The organism is Kitasatospora sp. NPDC057015 (assembly GCF_042673745.1).
Taxonomy (GTDB): domain Bacteria; phylum Actinomycetota; class Actinomycetes; order Streptomycetales; family Streptomycetaceae; genus Kitasatospora.
On the sequence record NZ_JBHUSG010000047.1, the window covers coordinates 15,063 to 37,699 of the forward strand.

A 22,637-nucleotide genomic window follows, 5' to 3' on the forward strand; every position below is an offset into this window, starting at 1 on the left:
TCCCATGGCCACCGATCGTGACTCCGTCCTCGAAGCCGCCGTCGGCGTGCTCTCGCGCCGTCCGACCGCGCACCTGGACGAGATCGCCCGCGCGGCCGGCATCAGCCGCGCCACCCTGCACCGGATCTTCCCTGGCCGGGAGGCGCTGATCCGCGAGGTCGGCGCGCACAGCCTGCGCAAGTTCGCCGCCGCGCTGGACACCGCCGCCGTCGAGGACGGCGACGCCCAGTCCGCCCTGCGCCGCCTGGTCGACGCCGTGGTACCGGACGCAGCGCTCTGCGCCTTCATCGCCGGCGAGAACCAGCTCTACGACGATCCGGAGATCAACGAGCTCTGGGAGGTCCAGGACGCCCGGGTCCGCGCCCTGTTCCTGCGCGGCCAGCAAGAGGGCGTGTTCCGGATCGAGCTCTCCGCCGGCTGGCTCAGCGAAGCCTTCTTCGACCTCGTGGCCGGCGTCGGCTGGGCCGTCCAGGACGGACGCCTGGCCCCCCGCGACAGCGCATTCTCGCTCGCCGAGCTCTTCCTCGGCGGCGCACTCAGGAGACCTGAAACACCATGAGCACCACCATGCTCCCCACCACCCTCCCCACCAACCCCCGGCGGCGCTGGACCGGCCTGGCCGTCCTCGTCGTGGCCGTCACCCTGGTCGCCGTCGACGCCACCGTGCTGTCGCTGGCCATCCCCTCGATCAGCGAGACCCTGCGCCCCAGCAGCACCCAGCTGCTCTGGATCGGCGACATCTACTCCTTCGTGCTGGCCGGGCTGCTGGTCAGCATGGGCGCGCTCGGCGACCGCGTCGGCCGCCGGAAGCTGCTGCTGACCGGCTCCGCCGCGTTCGGCCTGGCCTCGCTGCTCGCCGCGTACGCACCCGGCCCGGGCTGGCTGATCCTGGCCCGCGCCCTGCTCGGCGTCGCGGGCGCGACCATCATGCCCGCCACCCTGTCGCTGATCCGCACGCTGTTCCCCGACGCCCGCGAGCGGGCCACCGCGATCGGGATCTGGGGCGCCGGCGCCGCGGCCGGCGCCGCGCTCGGGCCGGTGGTCGGCGGCGTCCTGCTGGAGCACTTCTGGTGGGGCTCGGTCTTCCTGCTGAACATCCCCGTCGTCCTGCTGCTGCTCGTCCTCGGCGTGCGCCTGCTCCCGGAGTCGAAGGACCCGAACCCCGGCCGCTGGGACGTACCCAGCGTGCTGCTCTCGATGGCGGGTGTGATCGGCGTCGTCTACGCCGTGAAGGAGGCGGCCGCGCACGGGCTCGGCCGCTGGGACGTGCCGGCGGCAGCCGCCCTCGGCGCCCTGGCCCTGACCCTCTTCGTCCGCCGCCAGCTGCGGCTGACCACCCCGCTGCTGGACGTCCGACTGTTCACCGACCGCCGCTTCACCGCCGCCGTGCTCTCCTCGCTGACCGCACTGATCGGCCTCTCCGGCGTGGTGTTCGTGATGTCCCAGTACCTGCAGCTGGTCCGCGGGTACGAGCCGCTGCGGGCCGGTCTCGCCGAGCTGCCGGCCTTCGCCGGTGCGGTGGCGGGCGGGCTGCTCACCGCCCGTCTGGCCCGCCGGGCCGGGGTCCGAATCGCGCTGACGGCCGGCCTGCTGGCGATGGGCACCGGCCTCGGCCTGCTCGGCTGGGTGAGCCAGGACAGCGGGTACCTGGTGATCGCCGTCGCCTTCCTGATCGTCGGCACCGCCGAGGGCCTGGTCTACGCGCTCGCCGCCGACATGGCGCTCGGCGCCGCACCGGCCGCCAAGTCCGGGGCCGCCTCCGCCGTCTCCGAGACGGCCTACGAGCTGGGCACCGCGCTCGGCATAGCCCTGGTCGGCTCGGTGGTCGGCGCCGTCTACGCCGGGGCGCTGGTCGTCCCGGCCGGTACCGACCCGGCCGCCGCCGCCCAGGCCGGGGAGTCCCTCGGCGGTGCGGTCGAGGCCGCCGGACACCTGCCGGCGCAGCTGTCCGGGCCGCTGCTGGACGGCGCCCGACACGCCTTCGTCCAGGGGCTGAACCTGTCCGCCCTGCTGGCCGCCGGGCTGCTGCTGGCCTCCGCCGGGCTGGCCTGGTACCTGCTGCGGGGCCGGAGCACCAGCGGCCCGGCCGCGAACGACGCGGGCACGGACGGGCGGTCGGCGGCCGACGAGGCCGCGGCCGAGGTCCACTCGGCGGCCTGAGCCGGGCCGGGCCCGGGGCCGGCTCCCACCCGGGGCCGGCCCCGCCCGGCTCACCAGGTCCGGGTGTGGCACCGCGTGGCGGCGGCGGCCCGGCTCGACTGGTCCGGCGTGCGGACGGGCCGGCGGACGGCAGTCAGCCGTCAGCCCCCGCCGCCGAACGGCAGCTCCAGCTCGGCCCAGACCACCTTGCCCTCCTTGGTCTGCCTGCTCCCCCAGCGGTGCGCCAGCTCGCCGACCAGGAACATCCCGCGCCCGCCCTCGTCGTGGTCCTCCAACTGGCGCAGCCGAGGGCTCTGGCCACCGGCGTCGGCCACCTCGACGGTCAGCACCCGGTCGCGGAACAGCCGAAGGCGGCGCGGCGCGTCGGCGTGCAGCAGGGCGTTGGTGACGAGCTCGCTGACCAGCAGTTCCGCGTAGTCGGAGAGCGCCGACAGGCCCCAGCCGCGGAGGGTGTCGCGGGTGAAGCGGCGGGCGTGGCCGGGCAGCCGGCCGCCGCCGTCGAGGTGCAGGGTGGCGATCCGGTCGGCCGGGACGGGCAGCACCCGTCCCATGATCATCGCGATGTCGTCCTCGGTGCCGTCGGTGACGAGGGCGGCGAGCACCGCGTCGCAGCTCTCCTCCAGCGTCCGGCCGTGCTGGGCCAGCGTCCGGGCGAGCCGTTCGATGCCGACGTCCAGGTCCTCGCCGCGGCGCTCGACCAGGCCGTCCGTGTAGAGCGCGACGACGCCGCCCTCGGGGACGGTGAACTCGGTGCTCTCGAACGCCACGCCGCCGACCCCGAGCGGCACGCCGGGCGGCAGGTCGACCCGGCGCGCGGTGCCGTCCGGCGCCACCCAGACCGGCGGGAGGTGGCCGGCGGAGGCCACCTTGACGGACCGGTCCACCGGGTCGAAGACCGCGCAGATGCAGGTGGCGAACTGGCCGTCGCCGATTCCCGACGCGGTCTCGTCCAGGCGGGTGAGGACCTGCTCCGGCGGCATGTCCAGGGTCGCCAGGGTGCGGGCGACCGTCCGCAGCTGGCCCATCGTGGCAGCGGCCCGGATGCCGTGGCCCATCACGTCGCCGACCACCAGCGCCACCCGGCCGCAGGACAGCGGCACCACGTCGAACCAGTCGCCGCCGACCTCGCTGACCACGCTGCTCGGCAGGTACCGGTACGCGATCTCCAGACCCAGCGTGCGGTGGATCTCCTGCGGCAGCAGGCTGCGCTGCAGGGTCAGCGCGGTCTCCCGCTCGCGCCGGTACAGCCGGGCGTTGTCGATCGCGATGGCGGCGCGGGCGACGAGTTCCTCGGCGAGCGCCACGTCGGCCGCGGTGAACGGCTCCGGGTTGCGCATCCGGATGAACTCGGAGCCGCCGAGCACCATCCCCCGGGCCATCAGCGGCACCATCAGGTACGAGTGGATGCCCGCCTCCATGCCCGGCGCGACGCGGTCCGGGGAGGCGACCAGGCTGGCGAGCACCGCCTCGTCGACGTGGGAGCGCAGCAGCGGCCGGCCACTGCGCAGGCACTGGGTGTAGACCCGCTGGGAGTCGTACTCCGAGGTCTCGCCCACCGTGTCCACGGCGTGCGTCATCCCCGACTCGTAGGCCTCGCCGACGGCCACGGCGTTCAGCCGCACCATCCGGTCCGGCGCGAGGTGGACGGGCTCCTCTCCCAGCAGGACGGGCTCCAGCAGGTCGACGGTGGCGAAGTCCGCGAAGCGCGGGACGACGGCCTCCACCAGCTCCTCGGCGGTGCGCTGGAGGTCCAGCGTGGTGCCGATCCGGGCGGTGGCCTCGGCGATCATGGCCAGGCGCTCCTGGGCCCGGGCGGCCCGGGCCTCGGCCTGGGAGCGCTCGGTGACGTCGATGATCGAGGAGCTGACGCCGAGGATCCGCCCGGTGGAGTCCTCCAGCCGGAAGTACGAGGCGGACCAGGAGCGGTCCCGGTGCGGGTCGCCCGGGGTGCGGCCGTGCGAGCGGGCGTCCACCACCGGGCGGCCGGTGGTGAGCACCCGGCGCATCACCTGCTCGATCTCGGCGCTGTTTATGCCGGGCAGGATGCCGCTGATCCGGCGGCCGATGTGGGCCCGGACGGGCATCCCGTTGATCCGGGCGAGCGCCTCGTTCAGCCGTACGAAGCGCAGGTCGGGGTCGTAGACGGCCAGCCCGATCGGCGACTGGCTGAAGAACCCGTTCAGGATCGCGAGGTCGGACTCCACCTGGCGCAGGGAGCTGACGTCGGAGGCGGTGGCGAGCAGCAGCGGTGCCCCGCCCGGGCCGACGATCGGGTAGGTGCGGAACTCCAGCTCGACGACGTGTCCGTCGCGGTGGCGCAGCGGGAACACGCCGGACCAGCCGCCGCCGGCCATGATCTGCTCGAAGAGGTCGGCCACCTTGGGCCACTCCTGCTCGCGGATCAGCAGGCGGGCCGCGTAGCTGCCGACCGCCTCCTCGCCGGTGTACCCGAGCAGGGCCTCGGCGTCCTCGCTCCAGTGCAGGATCAGGCCGTCGCCCTGGAGCAGTGCGGTGGCGAGCGGGACGAGGCGGTGGCCGTCCAGACGTGCCTGGTCGCCGCCCGGCCTGTCACGGCCGGCGTCGTCAGGCATGTCCCACTCGAATCCGCGCATGCACAGAACCACCCAGTCGGCACGGGCCCGGGCCTGGCGCTACGCCGCCCGGCCGGGTTCCCCTCCAGCCTGCACGGTCAGCGGCCCGGCGGCGACCCCTCTGGTCGTATTGGTGGGCGATCTTATGGGCCCGTACGGTGAGCGGACAATGCCTCAGAGCCCGGGGAGCGTCTCCTGCTCGCCCGCGACCACCCGGACGGCGTCTCCGGGGCCCCGGCACTCCCGGCCCAGCCGCAGCATCCTGGCCTCCGGGTCGTGCAGCGGCCGGCCGCACCTGCGGCACCGCACGACCGGCGGCAGCAGCCTCGGGACGGGCGGGGTCAGGGCGGGTGGTTCCTGCTCGGGCGCTGCCATCCCTCCAGTCTGCCGGGTGTCCGGGAAGCCCCGGGGAGCACCCCTGCGGGAAGGCGTGGGGAGCGGCCCTGCCGGGTAGGCGGTGGAGGGGCCGGTCCGGGCCGGCGGTGGTGCGGAGGACCGGGCCAGGGCCTAGGGTCTGTCCGGGGGATCTCGGCGGCTCGGCGCGCGGCGAGGTCCGCCGGGCAGACCCCGGCCTGCAGGCAGGATTCGGACGACCGGCGAAGGAGTACGCGATGGTGCACGCACGGGCGGGTCTGCGGGCGGAGCCCGGGGATCTGGTGGACGTGGCCAAGCTGGTGACGGCGTACTACACGCTGCACCCGGATCCGGCCGAGCCCGGTCAGCGGGTCGCGTTCGGCACCTCCGGCCACCGGGGCTCCGCGCTGGACACGGCGTTCAACGAGGACCACATCGCCGCGACCACCCAGGCGATCTGCGAGTACCGAGCCGCGCAGGGCACCGACGGGCCGCTGTTCCTGGGGGCCGACACCCACGCGCTGTCCGAGCCGGCCACCGCCACCGCGCTGGAGGTGCTGGCGGCCAACGGCGTCACCGTGCTGGTCGACGGCGCCGGCGGCTACACCCCGACGCCCGCCGTGTCGCACGCGATCCTCACCCACAACCGCACCCGGCCGCGCGGCGCGGCCGACGGCATCGTGGTGACGCCCTCGCACAACCCGCCGCGCGACGGCGGGTTCAAGTACAACCCGCCCAACGGCGGCCCGGCCGGCTCGGAGGCCACCGGCTGGATCCAGGACCGCGCCAACGAACTCATCCGCGGAGGCCTCGCCGGGGTGCGCCGCATCCCGTACTCCCGCGCGCTGGCGGCCGACACCACCGCCCACCACGACTACCTGACCGGCTACGTCGAGGACCTGCCGTCGGTGCTGGACCTGGACGCGGTGCGGGCGGCCGGGGTGCGGATCGGGGCCGACCCGCTGGGCGGTGCCTCGGTCGCCTACTGGGGCCGGATCGCCGAGACCCACCGCATCGACCTGACGGTGGTCAACCCGCTGACCGACCCCGCCTGGCGGTTCATGACCCTCGACTGGGACGGCCGGATCCGGATGGACTGCTCCTCCCCCTACGCGATGGCCTCACTGATCGACCGCAAGGACGAGTACAACGTCGCCACCGGCAACGACGCGGACGCCGACCGGCACGGCATCGTCACCCCCGACGGCGGCCTGATGAACCCCAACCACTACCTCGCCGTCGCCATCGACTACCTCTACCGGCACCGGCTGGACTGGCCGCTGAGCGCCGGCATCGGCAAGACCCTGGTCTCCTCCTCGATGATCGACCGCGTCGCCCAGGAGCTGAAGCGCACCCTGGTGGAGGTACCGGTCGGCTTCAAGTGGTTCGTCGACGGGCTCCTCGACGGCTCCGTCGCCTTCGGCGGCGAGGAGTCCGCCGGCGCCTCCTTCCTGCGCCGCGACGGCGAGGTGTGGACCACCGACAAGGACGGCATCCTGCTCGCGCTGCTCGCCGCCGAGATCACCGCCGTCAGCGGCAGCAGCCCCTCCGAGCGCTACGCCGACCTCACCGCCCGCTTCGGCGACCCGGCGTACGCCCGGGTGGACGCGCCCGCCGACCGCGAGCAGAAGGCCCTGCTGGGCCGGCTGAGCGCCGAGCAGGTGAAGGCCGACAGCCTCGCCGGGGAGCCGATCACCGCGGTCCTCACCGAGGCGCCGGGCAACGGCGCGGCGATCGGCGGTCTGAAGGTCTGCACCGAGAACGCCTGGTTCGCCGCCCGCCCCTCCGGCACCGAGGACGTCTACAAGATCTACGCCGAGAGCTTCCACGGCCCCGCGCACCTCGCCCAGGTGCAGGACGAGGCCCGGGCGCTGGTCGGGGACGTCCTGGGCGCCTGACACGAACGCGGCGCGGCCCCCCCGGGAGACGCCGGGGCGGGCCGCGCCGTGCGGTGACGGGCCGTGCGGTGACGGGCCGTGCGGTGACGGGCCGTGCGGTGGCGCGCCGGCTCAGGCCAGCCGGCGGGCGCCCTGGGCGGCCAGGGCCGTGAAGACCCGGGGGGTGGCGTAGCCGGCGGCGGTGAACGCGGCGGTGACGGCCGCGGCGACGTGCTCGGCGTCGGCCTCGGCGACCAGGGCGATCACCGAGCCGCCGAATCCGCCGCCGGTCATCCGGGCGCCCAGGGCGCCGGCGGCGACCGCGGTCTCGACCACCAGGTCGGTCTCGTCGCAGGAGACCCGGAAGTCGTCGCGCAGCGAGGCGTGCCCGGCCGTGAGGATCGGCCCGAGGGCCGCCGGGTCACCGGCCAGCATGGCCTCGACGGCCGCCTCGACCCGGGCGTTCTCGGTGACCACGTGCCGGGTCAGGGCGCGCAGCCCCTCGTCCGGGAGGGCGTCCAGGGCAGCGGGCAGGCCGGCCGGGCCGAGGTCGCGCAGGGCGGGCAGCCCGAGCAGTCCGGCGGCCTTCTCGCAGCCGGATCGGCGCTCGGCGTACGCGCCGTCGGCCAGGTCGTGCTTGACCCGGGTGTCGACCACCAGCAGCCGCAGCCCGGCGGCGGCGAGGTCGACCGGCAGCTGGCGGGCGGTGAGCGTACGGGTGTCCAGGAACATCGCCCGACCGGCCTCGCAGCAGGTGGAGGCGAGCTGGTCCATCGCACCGCAGGGCACGCCCACGAAGACGTTCTCGGCCCGCTGGGCGAGCAGGCCGAGCTCGACCCGGCCCAGACCGAGGTCCCACAGGTCGTTGTAGGCGACCGCGACCACGCACTCCAGGGCGGCCGAGGAGGAGAGGCCGGCGCCGGTGGGCACGTCGCTGTCGAAGTGGATGTCGGCGCCGCCGACCGGGTGTCCGGCGTCCCGCAGGGCCCAGACCACGCCCGCCGGGTACCTGGCCCAGCCGGGCACGGCGCCCGGCCGCACCTGGTCGGCGGTCAACTCGACCACCCCGCCGTCGCCCTGGGCGCTGTGCAGGCGCAGCCGGTCGTCCGCGCGCAGGCGGACGGCCGCGCGGGCGGCGTGCGGCAGGGCGATGGGCAGCACGAAGCCGTCGTTGTAGTCGGTGTGCTCGCCGATCAGGTTGACCCGGCCGGGCGCGGCCCACACGCCGTCGGGGGCTTCGCCGTAGACGGCCGTGAAGGCCTCGGTCAGCTCGTTCGGGGTCATCGGGCCACCTCCCGCAGGCGCCGGGCCGCAGCCTCGGGCGAGACGTCGTTGACGAATGCATCCATGCCGGACTCGACGCCGGCCAGGTACTTCAGCTTGCCCGCCGTCCGGCGGACGGTGAACAGCTCCAGGTGCAGGGCCAGCTCGTCCAGCCCCGGCCGGTCCGCACCCGAGGGGGCCTGGTGCCAGGCCGCGATGTACGGGGTGGGGGACGCCTGGGCCGTCTCGCCGGGCTCGGTGAACAGGCGGTCGAAGCGGCCCAGCAGGTCGAGGTAGAGCCCGGGGAACTCGGCCCGCTCGGCCTCGTTCAAGGCGGTCAGGTCGGCGACCCGCCGGTTCGGGTACAGGTGCACCTCGTAGGGCCAGCGGGCGGCGAACGGCACGAAGGCCGTCCAGTACTCGCCGGCCAGCACCACCCGGTCCCGGTCGCGGTCGCCGGCGGCCACGGCCTCGGCGTGCTGGGCGTGTTCGGCGGCCAGCAGGTCCTCGAAGAGGTTGCGGCCGGTGGCCTCGCGGTGGGCCGCCGCCTGGCGGGCCATCCGGGCGGTGCGCGGGGTGACGAACGGCAGGGCGTAGATCTGGCCGTGCGAGTGGGCCAGGGTGACGCCGATCTCGGCGCCGCGGTTCTCGAAGCAGTAGACCTGCCGGACTCCGGCCAGGGCCGACAGTTCGGCCGTTCGGTCCGTCCAGGCGTCCAGGACCAGGGCGGCGCGTTCGGGGGTGAGGTCGGCGAAGGAGGCCTCGTGGTCGGGGGTGAAGCAGACCACCTCGCAGCGGCCGGTGCCGGCGGCGGCGGTGCGCAGCGGGTCCTCGGCCTGGCCGCCGGGGGCGTCGGCGCCCAGGGAGGGGAAGCGGTTCTCGAAGACCACCACCTCGTAGTCCGCGTCCGGGACCTCGCTGGTGCGGCCGGCCCGGGAGGGGCAGAGCGGGCACTGGTCGGCCGGCGGATGGTAGGTGCGGCCCTGGCGGTGGGCGGCGATGGTCACCCAGTCGCCCGTCACCGGGTCGCGGCGGACTTCCGAGAGGCTGGCGACGGGCTCCAGCGCGCGGCCGTCCACTGCGGTGCGCACCGTGCCCGGCCGCGCGTCGTAGTAGATCAGCTCGCGGCCGTCCGCCAGCTTGGTGATGGTCTTGTTCACGGCTTCCGCTTTCTGGCTGCGCTCCATCCCGACCCCACGAGGCCGAGCATCGCAAACATAATCGAACCCGATGTAACAAAAGTCAACATCCAGGGGCATGCGCGACCGCACCGAGGTGGACACTCCGGGCGGTCAGCCGGCCGCCGCGGCGCTCTCCCGGAACCGCCGGAGCAGTTCCAGGGCCGGGGCGCTGGCCGGATCGAAGGCCTGGCTCGCGATGTCCGCGGTGACGGCCGGCCCGCGGAACCTGGCCCAGCGGCACTGGAAGCAGAACGCGATCTCGAACAGGACCTGCCCCTCGAAGAGCCGCCCGGGCTCGCAGTGGGCCCGGATCGCGTACCCGGGGATGAAGCAGCGCATCGCCGGACTCGACGGCAGCGCGGCCACCAGGGCGAGGACCTCCTGCGCGTCCTCCCAGTGGGCGATGGACTCGTCGGGAGGAGTGCTCGTCCCGCTCGACCAGCCGTGCGGGTCGTGGATCCGGACGGCTTCGACGAGCCCGGTCATGGCGGAGGTGGTGGGCAGCAGCATCCGGGCAGTCTCCCGGAAGCCAGGGCCCGGAGCCACGCCTTTTCACGCCGATCGAGCCGGCCCGGCCCGGGCGTCCGGGAACGCCGGCCCGCAGCCCCCGCTACCCGGCGGCGCCGAGGGCGGCGTCCAGCATCCGGGCCCACTGGCGGACCACGCCGGTGCGCCGCGCGCTGTCGTCGGTGAGCAGGTTGGCCAGGCCCAGGCCGCGGGCCATGTCCATGGTGGCCTGCACGGTCTCCCGGACGCCGGGACTGCTCTCGTCCGCCCCCAGGAAGTCCACGGCGGCCCGGTGCGACTCGCGGCCGACGTGGTTCTCCAGTGCCACGATCCGCTCCCGCAGCGGCTCCTCGGTGGCGGCGGCCACCCACAGGTGCAGCGCGGCCCGGAACAGCGGGCCGGTGTAGAGCCGCACGATCATGTCGACCACGGCCTCCGTCCGCCGCGGGCCGGGCGCCGGCAGCTCGTCCGCATGGGCGCGGACGGCTGCCAGGCGCTCGGCCGTGACGTGTTCGACGGCCGCCGTGAACAGGTCCTCACGGGTCGGGAAGTGGTGCTGGGCGGCGCCCCGGGAGACCCCCGCCCGCTCGGCCACCACCGAGACCGTGCTGCCGTTCCAGCCCAGCTCGGCCAGGCACTCCACCGCCGCCTCCAGCAACCGGCGGCGGGTCGCCCGGCTGCGGTCCTGCTGCGGCGCGCGGGCCGCGCCCGGCCCGGCCGGTGCCGGGGGCGCAGCGGGCGCGGCCGCGGAAGGAGGGGTGGTCGCGGCCGGCGGAGTGGTCGCGGTCGAAGGCGTGGTCATCGGTGCTCGGCGTCCCTGGGGCTGCGGGCGGATCTGCGGCGCTCGCCCCGATCCTGCCAGATCATCCGGCCGCCGCCCGTTCGCGGTCCCGCAGCTCCCGGCGCAGGATCTTGCCGCTCGCGGACTTCGGCACGGCCGCCAGGAACTCCACCGCCCGGACCTTCTTGTACGGCGCCACCTGACCGGCGACGAACTCCGCGACCTGCTCCTCGGTCAGGCTGCTGCCCGGCGCGCGCACCACGAAGGCCTTCGGCCGCTCCACCCCGTCCGCGTCGTGCACGCCGATCACCGCCGCGTCGGCGATCTGCGGGTGGGTCAGCAGCAGGGCCTCCAGCTCGGCGGGCGCGACCTGGTACCCCTTGTACTTGATCAGCTCCTTCACCCGGTCGACCACGAAGAGGTACCCGCGCTCGTCCACGTACCCGACGTCGCCGGTGTGCAGCCAGCCGTCCGCGTCGACGGTGGCGGCGGTGTCGTTGGGGCGGGCGAAGTAGCCCTTCATCACCTGCGGGCCACGAACCAGGATCTCCCCCGTCCGTCCGGCGCCGAGATCACCGTCCGCCTCCGGCCCGGCCCCGTCCAGCGCGGCGATCCGCAGCTCGGTCGAGGGCACCAGCCGCCCCACCGAGCCGCGGGCCGGGTCCGGGTCGTACGGGGAGACGACGTGGGTGACGGGCGACAGCTCCGTCATGCCGTAGCCCTGGAGGATCCGGGGCAGGCCGAGCCGGCGGGCGCAGGCTTCGGCCAGGTCCGCGTCCAGCGGCGCGGCGGCGCTGAGCACGTAGCGCAGCGACGACAGGTCGTACGCGTCGACCAGCGGATGCTTCGCCAGGGCCAGGACGATCGGCGGGGCCACGATCAGCGCCTCCACCCGCTGCTCCTGGATCGTCCGCAGGAACTGCTCCAGGTCGAAGCGCGGCAGGACGACCACGGTGGCGCCGCAGCGCAGCGGCTGGTTGAGCAGCGCCGCCAGCCCGTAGATGTGGAAGAACGGCAACACCGCCAGCACCCGCTCGCCGACCGCCGGGCGGTAGAGCGCGTCCGTCTGGGCGAGGTTGGTGGCGATCGAGCGGTGGGTGAGCATCACGCCCTTGGGCAGGCCGGTGGTGCCGCTGGAGTAGGGCAGGACGGCCACGTCGGCGGCCGGGTCGATCACCGGTGTCGGCGCGGGCGCGGTGGAGGCCAGCAGGTCGCCGAGCGAGCGGTGCCCCTCGGCGCCGTCGCAGACGAAGATCTCGGTGATCGGCTCGCCGGCGGCGGCCACGGTCTCGGCGGCGGCCAGCGCGACCGGCAGAAACGGCGAGACGGTGATGATCCAGCGCGCCCGGCTGTCGCGGAGCTGGGTGGCGAGCTCGCCGGCGGTGGTGAGCGAGCTGACCGTGGTCACGGTCGCGCCGGCGGCGGTCGCACCGAAGTAGACGACCGGGTAGGCGATGGTGTTGGGGCTGTACAGCGCCACCACGTCGCCGGGGCGCACGCCCGCCTCCGCCAGTCCCGCGCTCGCCCGCCGGACGGCGGCGGCCAGCCGGCCGTAGCTCACCGTCTCGCCCGTCACGCCGTCGATCAGCGCCGTGACGTCCGGGTGCCCGTCGGCCGTGCCGAGCACCGCCAGGTGCACGGGCAGGTCGACGGGCTCGACGTCCGGGTACTCGCTGCGGAACACCATGTATGCCTCCTTGGTGGGTCCTGACGACTGCTCACAGGGTGGCGTCGATCCGGCCCGGTGGACAGAGGTCCGCCGATGATCCGAACTGACGAAAAGCGGCAGCCGCTGGCGCGGCGTGCTTGTCGCCCGCCGGGCGACGTCTGAACGTGGGAGCTCCGTGGCGCCCGCCCACCGCACTTCTGGAGCACCCGACGTGACTGCCCCCTCCCGCCCGAGACACCGCCGGCCGGCCCCCGCCGGCACCGGCACCGCACGCACCCGCACCGCACGCACCGCCGCCGGCGCCGGACACACGACTGCCGTAGGCACGGTCGCCGCACGCACCGCCGCCGCACGCACCATCGCCGGTCCGCGGACCGCACAGGCCACCGCCGTGGGCGCGCTGACCGCCCTCCTCGCCCTCGGCGGCGCCCCCGCCGCCGTGGCCGCCCCCGGCGACAACGGCGACGTCAAGGTGCACGAGAGCACCACCGCCGCGACGGACCGACGGGACGAACCCCAGGTCTGCCGGTTCTACCTGGACGCCTTCGACTTCGACGACCTCCAGCGGGTCAGCTGGACGATCGACCAGCAGCCGCCGACCGGCACCCGCCAGGTGACCGCCGGGGTGCTGGCCTTGCTCAACGGCGCCGGCCAGACCCAGATCCTCTCCCTGCCGGACGGCCACTACCGGGTGAACTGGACCTTCACGGGCCAGCAGGGCGGCGCGAAGCACAAGGTTTTCACGGTCTCCTGCCCGCCCGACGGCGCCTCCACCGGCTCGCCCGGCCCCGGCGGACCGAGCGGCCTCGCCCTGCCGCCCAACCCGTCCGACCCGCCCGGCCCGGGCGGACCGAGTGCCGTCGCCGCCCCCCGCACCTCGCCCAGGGCCACGGCCACCGCGTCGCCCGCCGGCGGGAGCACGGCCGGGGGCACCGGCGGAGGTACCACCGGGGGCAGCGCCGGGAACACCGGTGGGAACAGCGGCGGTCGGCCGCCCGGCGGCGGCCCGCACGGCAGCCTGGACGCCGGCGGCGGCGGGACCTCGCACGGGCCCAACCCCCTGGAGGTGGGCGCCGGATCGGCGCTGCTGGCCCTCGCCGGGGTGATCGGCATCCGGGCCGCCCGCCGGCGGGCCGCCCGCAATGCCGCATCCTGATGCCGGCACCCGGTCGGGGCGCCGCCGCCGGGGCCGGCTGACCGCCGTCCTCGTGGCGCTCGCGCTGGCCGTCGGCGTCTGGCTGGTGCACGACGGCGCGCCCGGGAGCGGCCCACCCGCGCCCGGGCGGGCCGCCGCCCCGGGCCCGGCCACCCCGGCCGGGCCCGCCGCCGCGCCCTCGTCCGGCCGGGTGGCACCGGCGGGCCGGACCACCCCGCCCGGTAAACCGCCGCCCGCGCCGCTGCCGCCCGCGGTGCCCACCAGCGTGAGAATTCCGTCGATCAAGGTGAACGCTCCCCTCCTCGGGCTCGGCCTGGACGGCGCCGGGCACCTCGACACGCCGCCCGTCAACAAACCCGACCAGGCCGGGTGGTACCGGGACGGGCCCTCCCCCGGCTCGGCCGGGAACGCGATCATGGCGGGCCACGCCGACACCAGGACCGGCCCGGCGGTCTTCTACCGGCTCGGCCTGCTCCGCCCCGGCGACACCGTGGAGGTGGCCCGGCAGGACCACCGGACGGCCGTCTTCAGCATCGACGCCGTCCGCACCTACCCCCGCGCGACCCTGCCGGACGCCGCCGTGTACGGCCCGACCGACCGCCCCGAGCTGCGCATCATCACCTGCGGCGGGAAGTACGACCGGAAGGCCGGCTACTCCGACAACGTGGTGGTCTTCGCCCACCTCACCGCGACCCGCTGAGGCGGGCCGGGGCGCGGTGGAGCCGGCGGGGCGGCCGGACCGGACCGGTCTCGCGAGATGCGGTCTCGCGAGATGCGGTCTCGGGAGGTGCGGTCTCAGTACGAGCGGGGCAGGCCCAGGGTGTGCTGCGCCACGTAGTTGAGGATCATCTCGCGGCTGACCGGCGCCACCCGGCCCACCCGGGTCGCGGTGAGCAGCGCGCCCAGCCCGTACTCCTGGGTCAGCCCGTTGCCGCCGAGGGTCTGCACCGCCTGGTCCACGGTGCGGGCGGCGGCCTCGCCCGCCGCGTACTTCGCCATGTTGGCCGCCTCGCCGGCCGCCAGGTCGTCCCCGGCGTCGTACAGGTGGCCGGCCTTCTGGGTCATCAGCCGGGCGAGTTCGATCTCGATGGCGCAGACCGCCAACGGATGCGCCAGGCCCTGGTGCGCGCCGATCGGAGTGTCCCAGACCGTACGGGACTTGGCGTAGTCGACGGCCTTCGCCAGCGCCTGCCGGGCCAGCCCGAGGGAGAACGCGGCGGTCATGATCCGCTCCGGGTTGAGCCCGGCGAAGAGCTGGAGCAGGCCGGCGTTCTCGTCGCCGACCAGGGCGTCGGCCGGCAGTCGGACGTCGTCCAGGAAGACCTGGAACTGCTTCTCCGGGGCGACGAGTTCCATCGGGATCGGCCGGTACTCGAACCCCGGGGTGTCGCGCGGCACGACGAACAGGGCGGGCTTCAGCTTGCCCGTGCGCGCGTCCTCGGTGCGGCCGACGAACAGGACGGCGTCCGCGTGGTCGATGCCGGAGACGAACACCTTGCGGCCGGTGAGCAGCCAGTCCCCGCCGTCGCGGCGGGCGATGGTGGAGATCCGGTGCGAGTTGGACCCGGCGTCCGGCTCGGTGATGCCGAAGGCCATCCGGCGGGTGCCGTCGGCCAGACCCGGCAGCCAGCGCTGCTTCTGGTCCTCGGTGCCGTAGCGGGCGATCACCGTGCCGCAGATCGCCGGTGAGACGATCAGCAGCAGCAACGGGCAGCCCGCGGTGCCGAGTTCCTCCAGGACGATGGCGAGGTCGGTGATGCCGCCGCCCCCGCCGCCGTACTCGACCGGGAGGTTGACGCCGAGGTATCCCGACTTGCCCGCCTCGGCCCAGAGTTCGTCGGCGGGCAGGCCCCGGCGGGCCTTGTCGAGATAGTAGGCCGAGCCGTAGCGGCGGCCGAGGTCGCCGACGGCGCGGCGCAGGGCCCGGCGCTCGGCGGTCTCGATCAGCGGGCTGCTGTCTGCGGTCGTGGTGCGCGGTGCGGACATCCTGGGGTCCTTCCGGGCGGGGGTGAATCCGAGGGTGGGCGGAGACGGGCGGCGGGTGGGTCGAGGGGTGCCGAACGCGGTGGTGGCGCTGCCGCGGTCAGCCGGCCGGCTCGGCGGACGGCTTCACCACGGCCAGCAGGGCGCCGAGTTCGACCTGGTGGCCGGGGGCGACGTGCAGTTCGGTGAGGGTGCCGTCGGCGGGGGCGGTGACGCGGTGCTCCATCTTCATCGCCTCCAGCCAGAGCAGCGGCTGCCCGGCCGTGACGGTGTCCCCGACCGCCGCCGCGGTACGGGCGACGATGCCCGGCATCGGAGCCAGCAGAGCGCCGGGGTCGCTCTGGACGGCGGGCGGCGGGAACCGGTCGAGGGCGGTGAGGACGGTGGATCCGGTCGGCTCGTCGACGTGCACGAGTGAGCCGTAGCGGGCGATCGCGAAGCCACGTCGCCGGCCGGCCACGACGAGCACCACCTGCTCGGCGCCAGCCGAGAGCAGCTCCGTACCGGGGTGGCCCTCGGCATCCAACTCACCGTTCCTGCCCAGGCGGTAGCGCACCTCGTGCTCCGTCCCCTGCTGGCCGCGGAACCGCTTGACCTGAGGCTGGGACGGCAGGTTGCGCCAGCCGGACGGGAGCGCGCCGCGGCGGCCCGCGGCGTCCGCCAGGGCGGCGGCCAGCGCGGGGAGCGGATCCGCTTCGGCGGCGGCCGGCCGCAGGTCGGCGGCGTGCTCGGTGAGGAACGCGGTGTGCACGCTGCCGTCCAGGAAGGCCGGATGGCGCAGGACGGAGACGAGCAACTCCCGGTTGGTGGTGAGCCCGTGGATCCGGGCACCGGCCAGGGCGGTGGCCAGCCGGCGGGCGGCCGCGGCCCGGGTGGGGGCCCAGGCGATGGCCTTGGCGAGCATCGGATCGTAGTGGATGCCGACGGTGCTGCCGGCCTCCGCGCCGGAGTCCAGGCGCAGCCCGGTGTCCCCCGGCGCGATGCCGAACGCCACCTGGACGGAAGGGAGTTCGAGCCGGTGGAGGGTGCCGGTCTGCGGCTGCCAGTCGGCCGCCGGGTCCTCGGCGTAGAGCCGGGCCTCGATGGCGTGGCCGCGGGTGGCCGGCGGCCGTGCGGGCAGCGCCTCGCCCTCGGCGACCCGCAGTTGGAGGGCGACCAGGTCCAGCCCGGTGACGCATTCGGTGACCGGGTGCTCCACCTGGAGGCGGGTGTTCATCTCCAGGAACCAGAACCGGCCGTCGGGGCCGAGCAGGAACTCGGCGGTACCGGCGCCCGTGTAGCCGATGGCCCGGGCCGCGGCGGTGGCGGCGGCGTACAGCTCGGCGCGGTCGGCGTCGGCGAGGCCCGGGGCCGGGGCCTCCTCGACGACCTTCTGGTGCCGGCGCTGGATCGAGCAGTCGCGCTCGCCGACGGCCCAGACGGTGCCGTGGGTGTCGGCCATCAGCTGGACCTCGATGTGCCGTCCGGTGGGCAGGTACGGCTCGCAGAACACCTCGGCCGAGCCGAAGGCCTTCGCCGCCTCGGCCCGGGCGGCGGCGAGTTGGCCGGCGAGCTCGTCCGACGAGCGGACCACCCGCATGCCGCGACCCCCGCCGCCGGCCGCCGCCTTGACCAGCAGGGGGTAGTCCGCCTCCGACGGGTCCTCGACGGCGGTGAGCACCGGGACGCCGGCGGCGGCCATCAGCCGCTTGGCCTCGGTCTTGGAGCCCATCGCGGCGATCGCCGCGGGTGGCGGACCGACCCAGGTGAGTCCCGCGTCGAGGACGGCCCGCGCGAACTCGGCGTTCTCGGAGAGGAATCCGTAGCCGGGGTGCACCGCGTCGGCGCCGGCGTCCAGGGCGGCCCGGACGATCAGGTCGCCGCGCAGGTAGGTGTCCGCGGCGGCGGCGCCGGGCAGCCGGACGGCGGTGTCCGCCTCGCGGGTGTGCGGGGCGTCGGCGTCCGGGTCGGAGTACACGGCGACCGTGGTGATGCCCAGGTCGCGGCAGGTGCGGAAGACGCGCCGGGCGATCTCGCCGCGGTTGGCGACCAGCAGAGACGTGATCATGTTCGGTGAGTCCCTCACATCCGGAAGACGCCGTAGCCGCGCGCGCCCTCGACCGGGGCGTTGTGGATCGCGGAGAGGCAGAGGCCGAGCACGGTTCGGGTGTCGCGCGGGTCGATGACGCCGTCGTCGTAGAGGCGGCCGGAGAGGAAGACCGGCAGCGACTCGGCCTCGATCTGCTGCTCGACCATCGCCCGGATCGCCGCGTCCGCGTCCTCGTCGTAGGGCTGGCCCTTGGCCGCGGCCGACTGTCGGGCCACGATGGACAGCACACCCGCGAGCTGCTGCGGGCCCATCACCGCGGACTTGGCGCTCGGCCAGGCGAACAGGAACCGCGGGTCGTAGGCCCGGCCGCACATGCCGTAGTGGCCGGCGCCGTAGGAGGCGCCCATCAGCACCGAGATGTGCGGGACGCGGGAGTTGGCCACCGCGTTGATCATCATCGCGCCGTGCTTGATGATGCCGCCCTGCTCGTAGTCCCTGCCCACCATGTAGCCGGTGGTGTTGTGCAGGAAGAGCAGCGGGATATCGCGCTGGTTGGCGAGCTGGATGAACTGGGCGGCCTTCTGCGACTCCTCGCTGAACAGCACCCCCTGGGCGTTGGCGAGGATGCCGACGGGGTAGCCGTGCAGGCTCGCCCAGCCGGTGGCGAGGCTGGCGCCGTACAGCGGCTTGAACTCGTCGAAGTCCGAGCCGTCCACCACCCGGGCGATCACCTCGCGCGGGTCGAACGGCACCTTGAGGTCGCCCGGCACGATGCCGAGCAGCTCCTCCTGGTCGTACAGCGGCGGCTCGGCGAGCCCGTCCGGATCGGGGCCGGGCTTGCGGTGGTTCAGCCGGGCGACGATCCGGCGGGCCAGCCGCAGCGCGTCGGGCTCGTCCAGGGCGAAGTGGTCGGCCAGGCCCGAGGTACGGGCGTGCATCCGGGCCCCGCCCAGCGACTCGTCGTCGGACTCCTCGCCGGTGGCCATCTTCACCAGCGGGGGGCCGCCGAGGAACACCTTGGCGCGGTCCTTCACCATCACGGTGTGGTCGGACATGCCGGGCACGTAAGCGCCGCCGGCCGTGGAGTTCCCGAACACCACGGCGACGGTGGGGATTCCGGCGGCGGAGAGCCGGGTGAGGTCGCGGAACAGCGCGCCGCCGGGGATGAAGATCTCCTTCTGGCTGGGCAGGTCGGCGCCCCCGGACTCGACGAGGTTGACCAGCGGCAGCCGGTTGGCGAGCGCCACCTCGTTGGCGCGCAGCGCCTTGCGCAGCGTCCAGGGGTTGCTCGCGCCGCCGCGCACGGTCGGGTCGTTGGCCGTGATGACGCACTCCACGCCCTCGATCACGCCGATGCCCGTCACCAGGGCGGCGCCGACCGGGTAGTCGCTCCCCCAGGCCGCGAGCGGGGAGAGTTCGAGGAAGGGCGAGTCCGGGTCGACCAGCAGCTCGATGCGTTCACGGGCCAGCAACTTGCCCCGGGAGCGGTGGCGTTCGACGTACTTGGGGCCGCCGCCGGCGAGCGCCTTGGCGTGTTCGGCGGCGAGGCCGGTGAGCCGGGTCAGCATCGCTTCGCGGTGCTCGGCGTACTCGGGGCCGGCCGGGTCGAGGCGGGTGGGCAGGGCGGTCACAGCAGCGCCTCCGGGATGTCGAGGTGGCGGGAGCGGAGCCACTCCCCCAGGGCCTTGGCCTGCGGGTCGAACCGGGCCTGGGCGGCGACTCCCTCGCCGAGCAGGCCCTCGACGGTGAAGTTGACCGCCCACAGGTTCGGCAACAGGTGCCGGGTGACGGTCAACCCGGCCGTCTCCGGCAGGAGTTGGCGCAGCCGCTCGACGTCCAGGGTGTGCGCGAGCCAACGCCAGCCCTCCTCACTGCGGGCCCAGAGGCCGAGGTTGGCGTCGCCGCCCTTGTCGCCGCTGCGGGCGCCGAGCACCCGGCCGAGCGGTGCCCGGCGGGTGCAGCCGGCCTCGGGCGGCGGTGGCAACTCCGGTACGGCGAGCGGCTCCAGGGCACGGGTGGCGGGGGCGGGTCGGACGACGAGCCGGGTGCCGTCGGGGAGCACCGCCGTGTGGTCGAGGGTCGCCGGGTCGAGGTACGCGGCGTCGAAGACGCCGTAGGGTGCGCCGGGGCCGGGCGGCGCGGTGAGGTGGAAGCCGGGGTAGCTGGCGAGCGCGAGCCCGACGGCGGCCGAGCCGATCGAGCGGCCGACCCGGTGCTGGTCCGGGTCCCGGACGGTGAGCCGGAGCAGCGCACTCGCCGCCTCCTCGTCCGGTGCGTCCGGGTGGTCGGTGCGGGCGAGCGTCCAGCGCACCTCGGCCGGGCGGGCGGCGCCGAACTCCCGCTCCGTCTGCCCCCGGACGAGGGCGGCCTTCGCCTCGATGTCCAGCCCGGTGAGGACGAACACCACCTCGTTGCGCCAGCCGCCGATCCGGTTCAGTCCGACCTTGAGGGTGGGCGGCGGGGCCTCGCCTCGTACGCCGTCGATGCGGACCCGGTCCGGCCCGTCCTCGGTGAGCCGCACGCTGTCGAGCCGGGCGGTCACGTCGGGGCCGGCGTAGCGCGCACCGGCGGTCTCGTACAGCAGTTGGGCGGTGACGGTGCCGACGGTGACGGCGCCGCCGGTGCCGGGGTGCTTGGTGATCACGCTGCTGCCGTCGGCGTGCAGTTCGGCGAGCGGGAAGCCGGGGCGGCGCAGGTCGTGCTCGTCGAAGAAGGCGTAGTTGCCGCCGGTGGCCTGGGCCCCGCACTCCAGCACGTGCCCGGCCACCACGGCGCCGGCGAGGGCGTCCAGGTCCTGCGGGCCCCAACCGAAGTGGGCGACGGCCGGGCCGGCCACCAGGGCCGCGTCGGTGACCCGGCCGGTGACGACGAGATCGGCTCCGGCGCGCAGGCACTCGGCGATGCCGAACGCGCCGAGGTAGGCGTTGGCGGCGAGCAGCCCGTCGGGCAGGCCCAGCGCGGCGGCCCGGGGCAGCAGGTCGTCCCCCTCGACGTGCGCGACCCGGACGGTGAGGCCCTGGTCCGCGGCGAGTTCGCGCAGCGCCGCGGCGAGCCGGGCGGGGTTGAGGCCGCCGGCGTTGACGACGATCCGCACCCCCCGGTCGAGGGCGAGGGCGAGGCTCTTCTCCATCTGCCGCAGGAAGGTCCGGGCGTAGCCCAGGGCCGGATCCTTGGCGCGGTCGCGGGCGAGGATCAGCATGGTGAGCTCGGCGAGGTAGTCGCCGGTCAGGACGTCCAACGGGCCGTCGGTGAGCATCTCCTGGACGGCCTCGAAGCGGTCGCCGTAGAACCCCGAAGCATTGCCGATCCGCAGCACCGTGACGCCTCCCCTGCCCTGCCGGTTGCCTTCGGGCAGCAGCGTGGCACCGGGTACGAGAAAAAGCAAGCATGCATGCTTGTTTACGGGCGCCCACGCGCTGGGGCCCACGCGCTGGGAGCGCACGGGCTCGGCGGGCCGCGCGGACTCGCCCGGCCGCACGGACTCGCCGGCGTGGCTGGAACCGCAGGTGACGGCTCCCCAGGCGCCGAGACCGCGAGAGCATCCTGGCCGCCGCCCGCCGCCTGTTCGCCCGCGAGGGCCTCACCGTCTCCATGGCCGCCGTCGCCCGCGAGGCAGGAGTGGGCAAAGCCACCCTCTCCCGCCGCTTCGCCACCCGCGACGTCCTCGTCAACGCCGTCTTCGCCGACCGCATGGACGCCTACGCCCGAGCCGCCGCCCAGGCCCTCGCCGACGAGGACCCCTGGCGCGGCTTCACCGGCTACATCCACGCCATCTGCGCCATGCAGGCCGCCGACCGCGGCTTCGCCGACGTCCTCACCATGACCTTCCCCGCCGCCAAGGCCCTGGAGGAGCGCCGCACCGAGGCGTTCAACGACGCCCTCGAACTCATCGCCCGTGCCAAGGCCACCGGCCACCTGCGCGAGGACTTCACCGACCGCGACCTGCCCATCCTGCTGATGGCCAACGCCGGCGTCATCAACGCCACCGGCGACGCCGCACCCGACACCTGGCGACGCCTGACCGCCCACCTGCTCCGCTCCTACGCCACCCCCGGCGCGCCCCTGCCCCCGCTCCCCGACGCCCCCACGACCACCGCCCTCTACCGCGCCATGATCCAACTCGGACGCCCCGGCGGCGACCGCGCCGGCGAAGGCCGCTGATCCCCGGCCCGGCACCGGCGCGCGGGCGGAACGACACGCAACCGGCGGCGCCGAGCCCTCCGCTCGGCGAGCAGAGCCGAGCCAAGCCGAGTCGCGCGACGCGGCAGCGCGTCGACCTCTCTCCGCGGCGGTGCGGATGCCGTGGCGCAGTGGGCACCTAGGATCACCGGCATGGCCCTGCGACCTGTTCACGTGATCATCAAGGCACTTGACCACTCGGCGGTCGGCCGGTTCTGGGCGGACGCGCTCGGCTGGAGCGCCTACAGCCCCGGAGCGACCACCTACGTCGGCCCCGCCGGTGGCCTCGTCTGGCCGGACCCGGTCCACGTCGGCATCGACGTCGTTCCCGTCCCGGAACCGAAGACGACGACGAAGAACCGGGTGCACCTCGATCTCGCCACCACCTCCGCGGCCCACCAGAGGGAGCTGGTCGCCCGCCTGCGGGCGCTCGGTGCGACGCCCGCCGACGTGGGCCAGGGCGACGTCCCGTGGACGGTCCTCGCCGACCCGGAGGGCAACGAGTTCTGCGTGCTGGAGCCCCGGGAGGTCTACCGGGACACCGGGCCGATCGCCGCGGTGGTGGTCGACTGCACGGATCCTCGGGCCATGGCCCGGTTCTGGGGCGGGGTGACGGACTGGACCCGGCACGAGGTGGCCGACGACCACGCAACCCTGCGCTCCGCCGAAGGCGTCGGCCCGTACCTGGAGTTCCTCCGCACCCCCGAGGTGAAGACCGTGCCGGACCGGGTCCACCTCGACCTTCTGCCGTACCCCGGTGCCGACGGGGCGGCGGAGGTGGCCCGGCTGCGGGCGCTCGGCGCCGGCGATCTCGACGTCGGCCAGGGCGACACCCCCTGGACCTGCCTGACCGACCCGGAGGGTCACGAGTTCTGCGTCCTCGCCCCGCACTGACGCGGGCCCCGCC

The 22,637-nt window shown here is 74.9% G+C and carries 18 protein-coding genes; 7 read left to right on the forward strand and 11 right to left on the reverse strand.

From position 1 onward, the window contains the following. Positions 1–4 precede the first annotated feature (4 nt). Entirely contained in the window at positions 5–559 is a 555-nt protein-coding gene (locus ACFTWP_RS32540) for a TetR/AcrR family transcriptional regulator (RefSeq protein ID WP_380268567.1), read from the forward strand. Then, positions 556–2,160 (forward strand): MFS transporter, encoded by a 1,605-nt coding sequence (locus ACFTWP_RS32545; protein ID WP_380268568.1) that lies wholly within the window; start codon positions 556–558, stop codon positions 2,158–2,160. The genes ACFTWP_RS32540 and ACFTWP_RS32545 overlap by 4 nt, the downstream gene beginning before the upstream one ends. Positions 2,161–2,300: 140 nt before the next feature. Here the strand turns inward: ACFTWP_RS32545 and ACFTWP_RS32550 are convergent, their stop codons facing one another. Continuing rightward, entirely contained in the window at positions 2,301–4,751 is a 2,451-nt protein-coding gene (locus ACFTWP_RS32550; RefSeq protein ID WP_380268569.1) for a SpoIIE family protein phosphatase, read from the reverse strand. Positions 4,752–4,925: 174 nt separating this feature from the next. Beyond that, positions 4,926–5,126, reverse strand: coding sequence for a DUF6011 domain-containing protein (locus ACFTWP_RS32555; protein WP_380268570.1), 201 nt, complete (start codon positions 5,124–5,126; stop codon positions 4,926–4,928). 236 nt (positions 5,127–5,362) lie between these two features. Between ACFTWP_RS32555 and pgm the strand changes: the two genes are divergently transcribed. Beyond that, on the forward strand, positions 5,363–7,003 hold the full coding sequence (gene pgm / locus ACFTWP_RS32560) for a phosphoglucomutase (alpha-D-glucose-1,6-bisphosphate-dependent) (protein ID WP_380268571.1): 1,641 nt from the start codon (positions 5,363–5,365) through the stop codon (positions 7,001–7,003). A 111-nt stretch (positions 7,004–7,114) separates the two neighbouring features. On the opposite strand, the gene galK is transcribed toward pgm, so the two are convergent. The 5 genes from galK to ACFTWP_RS32585 form a co-directional block, all read right to left on the reverse strand. Continuing rightward, complete coding sequence (galK, locus tag ACFTWP_RS32565) at positions 7,115–8,266, reverse strand: galactokinase (RefSeq protein WP_380268572.1); 1,152 nt, start codon at positions 8,264–8,266, stop codon at positions 7,115–7,117. Continuing rightward, positions 8,263–9,405 carry a galactose-1-phosphate uridylyltransferase gene (gene galT / locus ACFTWP_RS32570; protein ID WP_380268573.1) on the reverse strand — a complete coding sequence of 381 codons (1,143 nt, stop codon included), beginning with the start codon at positions 9,403–9,405 and terminating at the stop codon, positions 8,263–8,265. The genes galK and galT overlap by 4 nt, the downstream gene beginning before the upstream one ends. Positions 9,406–9,537: 132 nt before the next feature. After that, complete coding sequence (locus tag ACFTWP_RS32575) at positions 9,538–9,936, reverse strand: hypothetical protein (RefSeq protein WP_380268574.1); 399 nt, start codon at positions 9,934–9,936, stop codon at positions 9,538–9,540. A 100-nt stretch (positions 9,937–10,036) separates the two neighbouring features. Further along, the gene (locus tag ACFTWP_RS32580; protein WP_380268575.1) at positions 10,037–10,735 is read right to left on the reverse strand and encodes a TetR/AcrR family transcriptional regulator; all 699 of its coding nucleotides are present in this window, start codon (positions 10,733–10,735) and stop codon (positions 10,037–10,039) included. A 61-nt stretch (positions 10,736–10,796) separates the two neighbouring features. Beyond that, positions 10,797–12,401, reverse strand: a complete 1,605-nt coding sequence (locus tag ACFTWP_RS32585) for an AMP-binding protein (protein WP_380268576.1) — start codon at positions 12,399–12,401, stop codon at positions 10,797–10,799. Positions 12,402–12,594: 193 nt separating this feature from the next. Here ACFTWP_RS32585 and ACFTWP_RS32590 point away from each other — a divergent pair, with 193 nt between their 5' ends. Continuing rightward, positions 12,595–13,539 (forward strand): hypothetical protein, encoded by a 945-nt coding sequence (locus ACFTWP_RS32590; RefSeq protein ID WP_380268577.1) that lies wholly within the window; start codon positions 12,595–12,597, stop codon positions 13,537–13,539. Next, positions 13,526–14,239 (forward strand): class F sortase, encoded by a 714-nt coding sequence (locus ACFTWP_RS32595; protein ID WP_380268578.1) that lies wholly within the window; start codon positions 13,526–13,528, stop codon positions 14,237–14,239. The genes ACFTWP_RS32590 and ACFTWP_RS32595 overlap by 14 nt, the downstream gene beginning before the upstream one ends. 95 nt (positions 14,240–14,334) lie before the next feature. Here ACFTWP_RS32595 and ACFTWP_RS32600 read toward each other — a convergent pair whose 3' ends face one another. From ACFTWP_RS32600 to ACFTWP_RS32615, 4 genes are all read right to left on the reverse strand, one after another. Further along, the gene (locus ACFTWP_RS32600) at positions 14,335–15,525 is read right to left on the reverse strand and encodes an acyl-CoA dehydrogenase family protein (RefSeq protein WP_380268579.1); all 1,191 of its coding nucleotides are present in this window, start codon (positions 15,523–15,525) and stop codon (positions 14,335–14,337) included. A 97-nt stretch (positions 15,526–15,622) separates the two neighbouring features. Further along, positions 15,623–17,569 (reverse strand): acetyl/propionyl/methylcrotonyl-CoA carboxylase subunit alpha, encoded by a 1,947-nt coding sequence (locus tag ACFTWP_RS32605; RefSeq protein WP_380268580.1) that lies wholly within the window; start codon positions 17,567–17,569, stop codon positions 15,623–15,625. Between the two features lie 14 nt (positions 17,570–17,583). Continuing rightward, positions 17,584–19,182: an acyl-CoA carboxylase subunit beta gene (locus tag ACFTWP_RS32610; RefSeq protein WP_380268581.1), complete on the reverse strand. Its 1,599-nt coding sequence runs from the start codon at positions 19,180–19,182 to the stop codon at positions 17,584–17,586. Beyond that, a complete protein-coding gene (locus tag ACFTWP_RS32615; RefSeq protein WP_380268616.1) occupies positions 19,179–20,867 on the reverse strand; it encodes an acyclic terpene utilization AtuA family protein in 1,689 nt (562 codons plus the stop codon). The genes ACFTWP_RS32610 and ACFTWP_RS32615 overlap by 4 nt, the downstream gene beginning before the upstream one ends. Before the next feature lie 227 nt (positions 20,868–21,094). Here ACFTWP_RS32615 and ACFTWP_RS32620 point away from each other — a divergent pair, with 227 nt between their 5' ends. Both ACFTWP_RS32620 and ACFTWP_RS32625 read left to right on the forward strand, forming a co-directional pair. Further along, on the forward strand, positions 21,095–21,712 hold the full coding sequence (locus ACFTWP_RS32620) for a TetR/AcrR family transcriptional regulator (RefSeq protein ID WP_380268617.1): 618 nt from the start codon (positions 21,095–21,097) through the stop codon (positions 21,710–21,712). A 171-nt stretch (positions 21,713–21,883) separates the two neighbouring features. After that, on the forward strand, positions 21,884–22,624 hold the full coding sequence (locus tag ACFTWP_RS32625) for a VOC family protein (RefSeq protein WP_380268582.1): 741 nt from the start codon (positions 21,884–21,886) through the stop codon (positions 22,622–22,624). Positions 22,625–22,637 lie beyond the last annotated feature (13 nt).

Bases quoted from the DNA above. Each gene is read 5' to 3' on its own strand.
- ACFTWP_RS32540 (WP_380268567.1), top strand. From the start codon at position 5: ATGGCCACCGATCGTGACTCCGTCCTCGAAGCCGCCGTCGGCGTGCTC.
- ACFTWP_RS32545 (WP_380268568.1), top strand. From the start codon at position 556: ATGAGCACCACCATGCTCCCCACCACCCTCCCCACCAACCCCCGGCGG.
- ACFTWP_RS32550 (WP_380268569.1), bottom strand. From the start codon at position 4,751: ATGCCTGACGACGCCGGCCGTGACAGGCCGGGCGGCGACCAGGCACGT.
- ACFTWP_RS32555 (WP_380268570.1), bottom strand. From the start codon at position 5,126: ATGGCAGCGCCCGAGCAGGAACCACCCGCCCTGACCCCGCCCGTCCCG.
- pgm (WP_380268571.1), top strand. From the start codon at position 5,363: ATGGTGCACGCACGGGCGGGTCTGCGGGCGGAGCCCGGGGATCTGGTG.
- galK (WP_380268572.1), bottom strand. From the start codon at position 8,266: ATGACCCCGAACGAGCTGACCGAGGCCTTCACGGCCGTCTACGGCGAA.
- ACFTWP_RS32575 (WP_380268574.1), bottom strand. From the start codon at position 9,936: ATGCTGCTGCCCACCACCTCCGCCATGACCGGGCTCGTCGAAGCCGTC.
- ACFTWP_RS32580 (WP_380268575.1), bottom strand. From the start codon at position 10,735: ATGACCACGCCTTCGACCGCGACCACTCCGCCGGCCGCGACCACCCCT.
- ACFTWP_RS32585 (WP_380268576.1), bottom strand. From the start codon at position 12,401: ATGGTGTTCCGCAGCGAGTACCCGGACGTCGAGCCCGTCGACCTGCCC.
- ACFTWP_RS32595 (WP_380268578.1), top strand. From the start codon at position 13,526: ATGCCGCATCCTGATGCCGGCACCCGGTCGGGGCGCCGCCGCCGGGGC.
- ACFTWP_RS32600 (WP_380268579.1), bottom strand. From the start codon at position 15,525: ATGTCCGCACCGCGCACCACGACCGCAGACAGCAGCCCGCTGATCGAG.
- ACFTWP_RS32605 (WP_380268580.1), bottom strand. From the start codon at position 17,569: ATGATCACGTCTCTGCTGGTCGCCAACCGCGGCGAGATCGCCCGGCGC.
- ACFTWP_RS32625 (WP_380268582.1), top strand. From the start codon at position 21,884: ATGGCCCTGCGACCTGTTCACGTGATCATCAAGGCACTTGACCACTCG.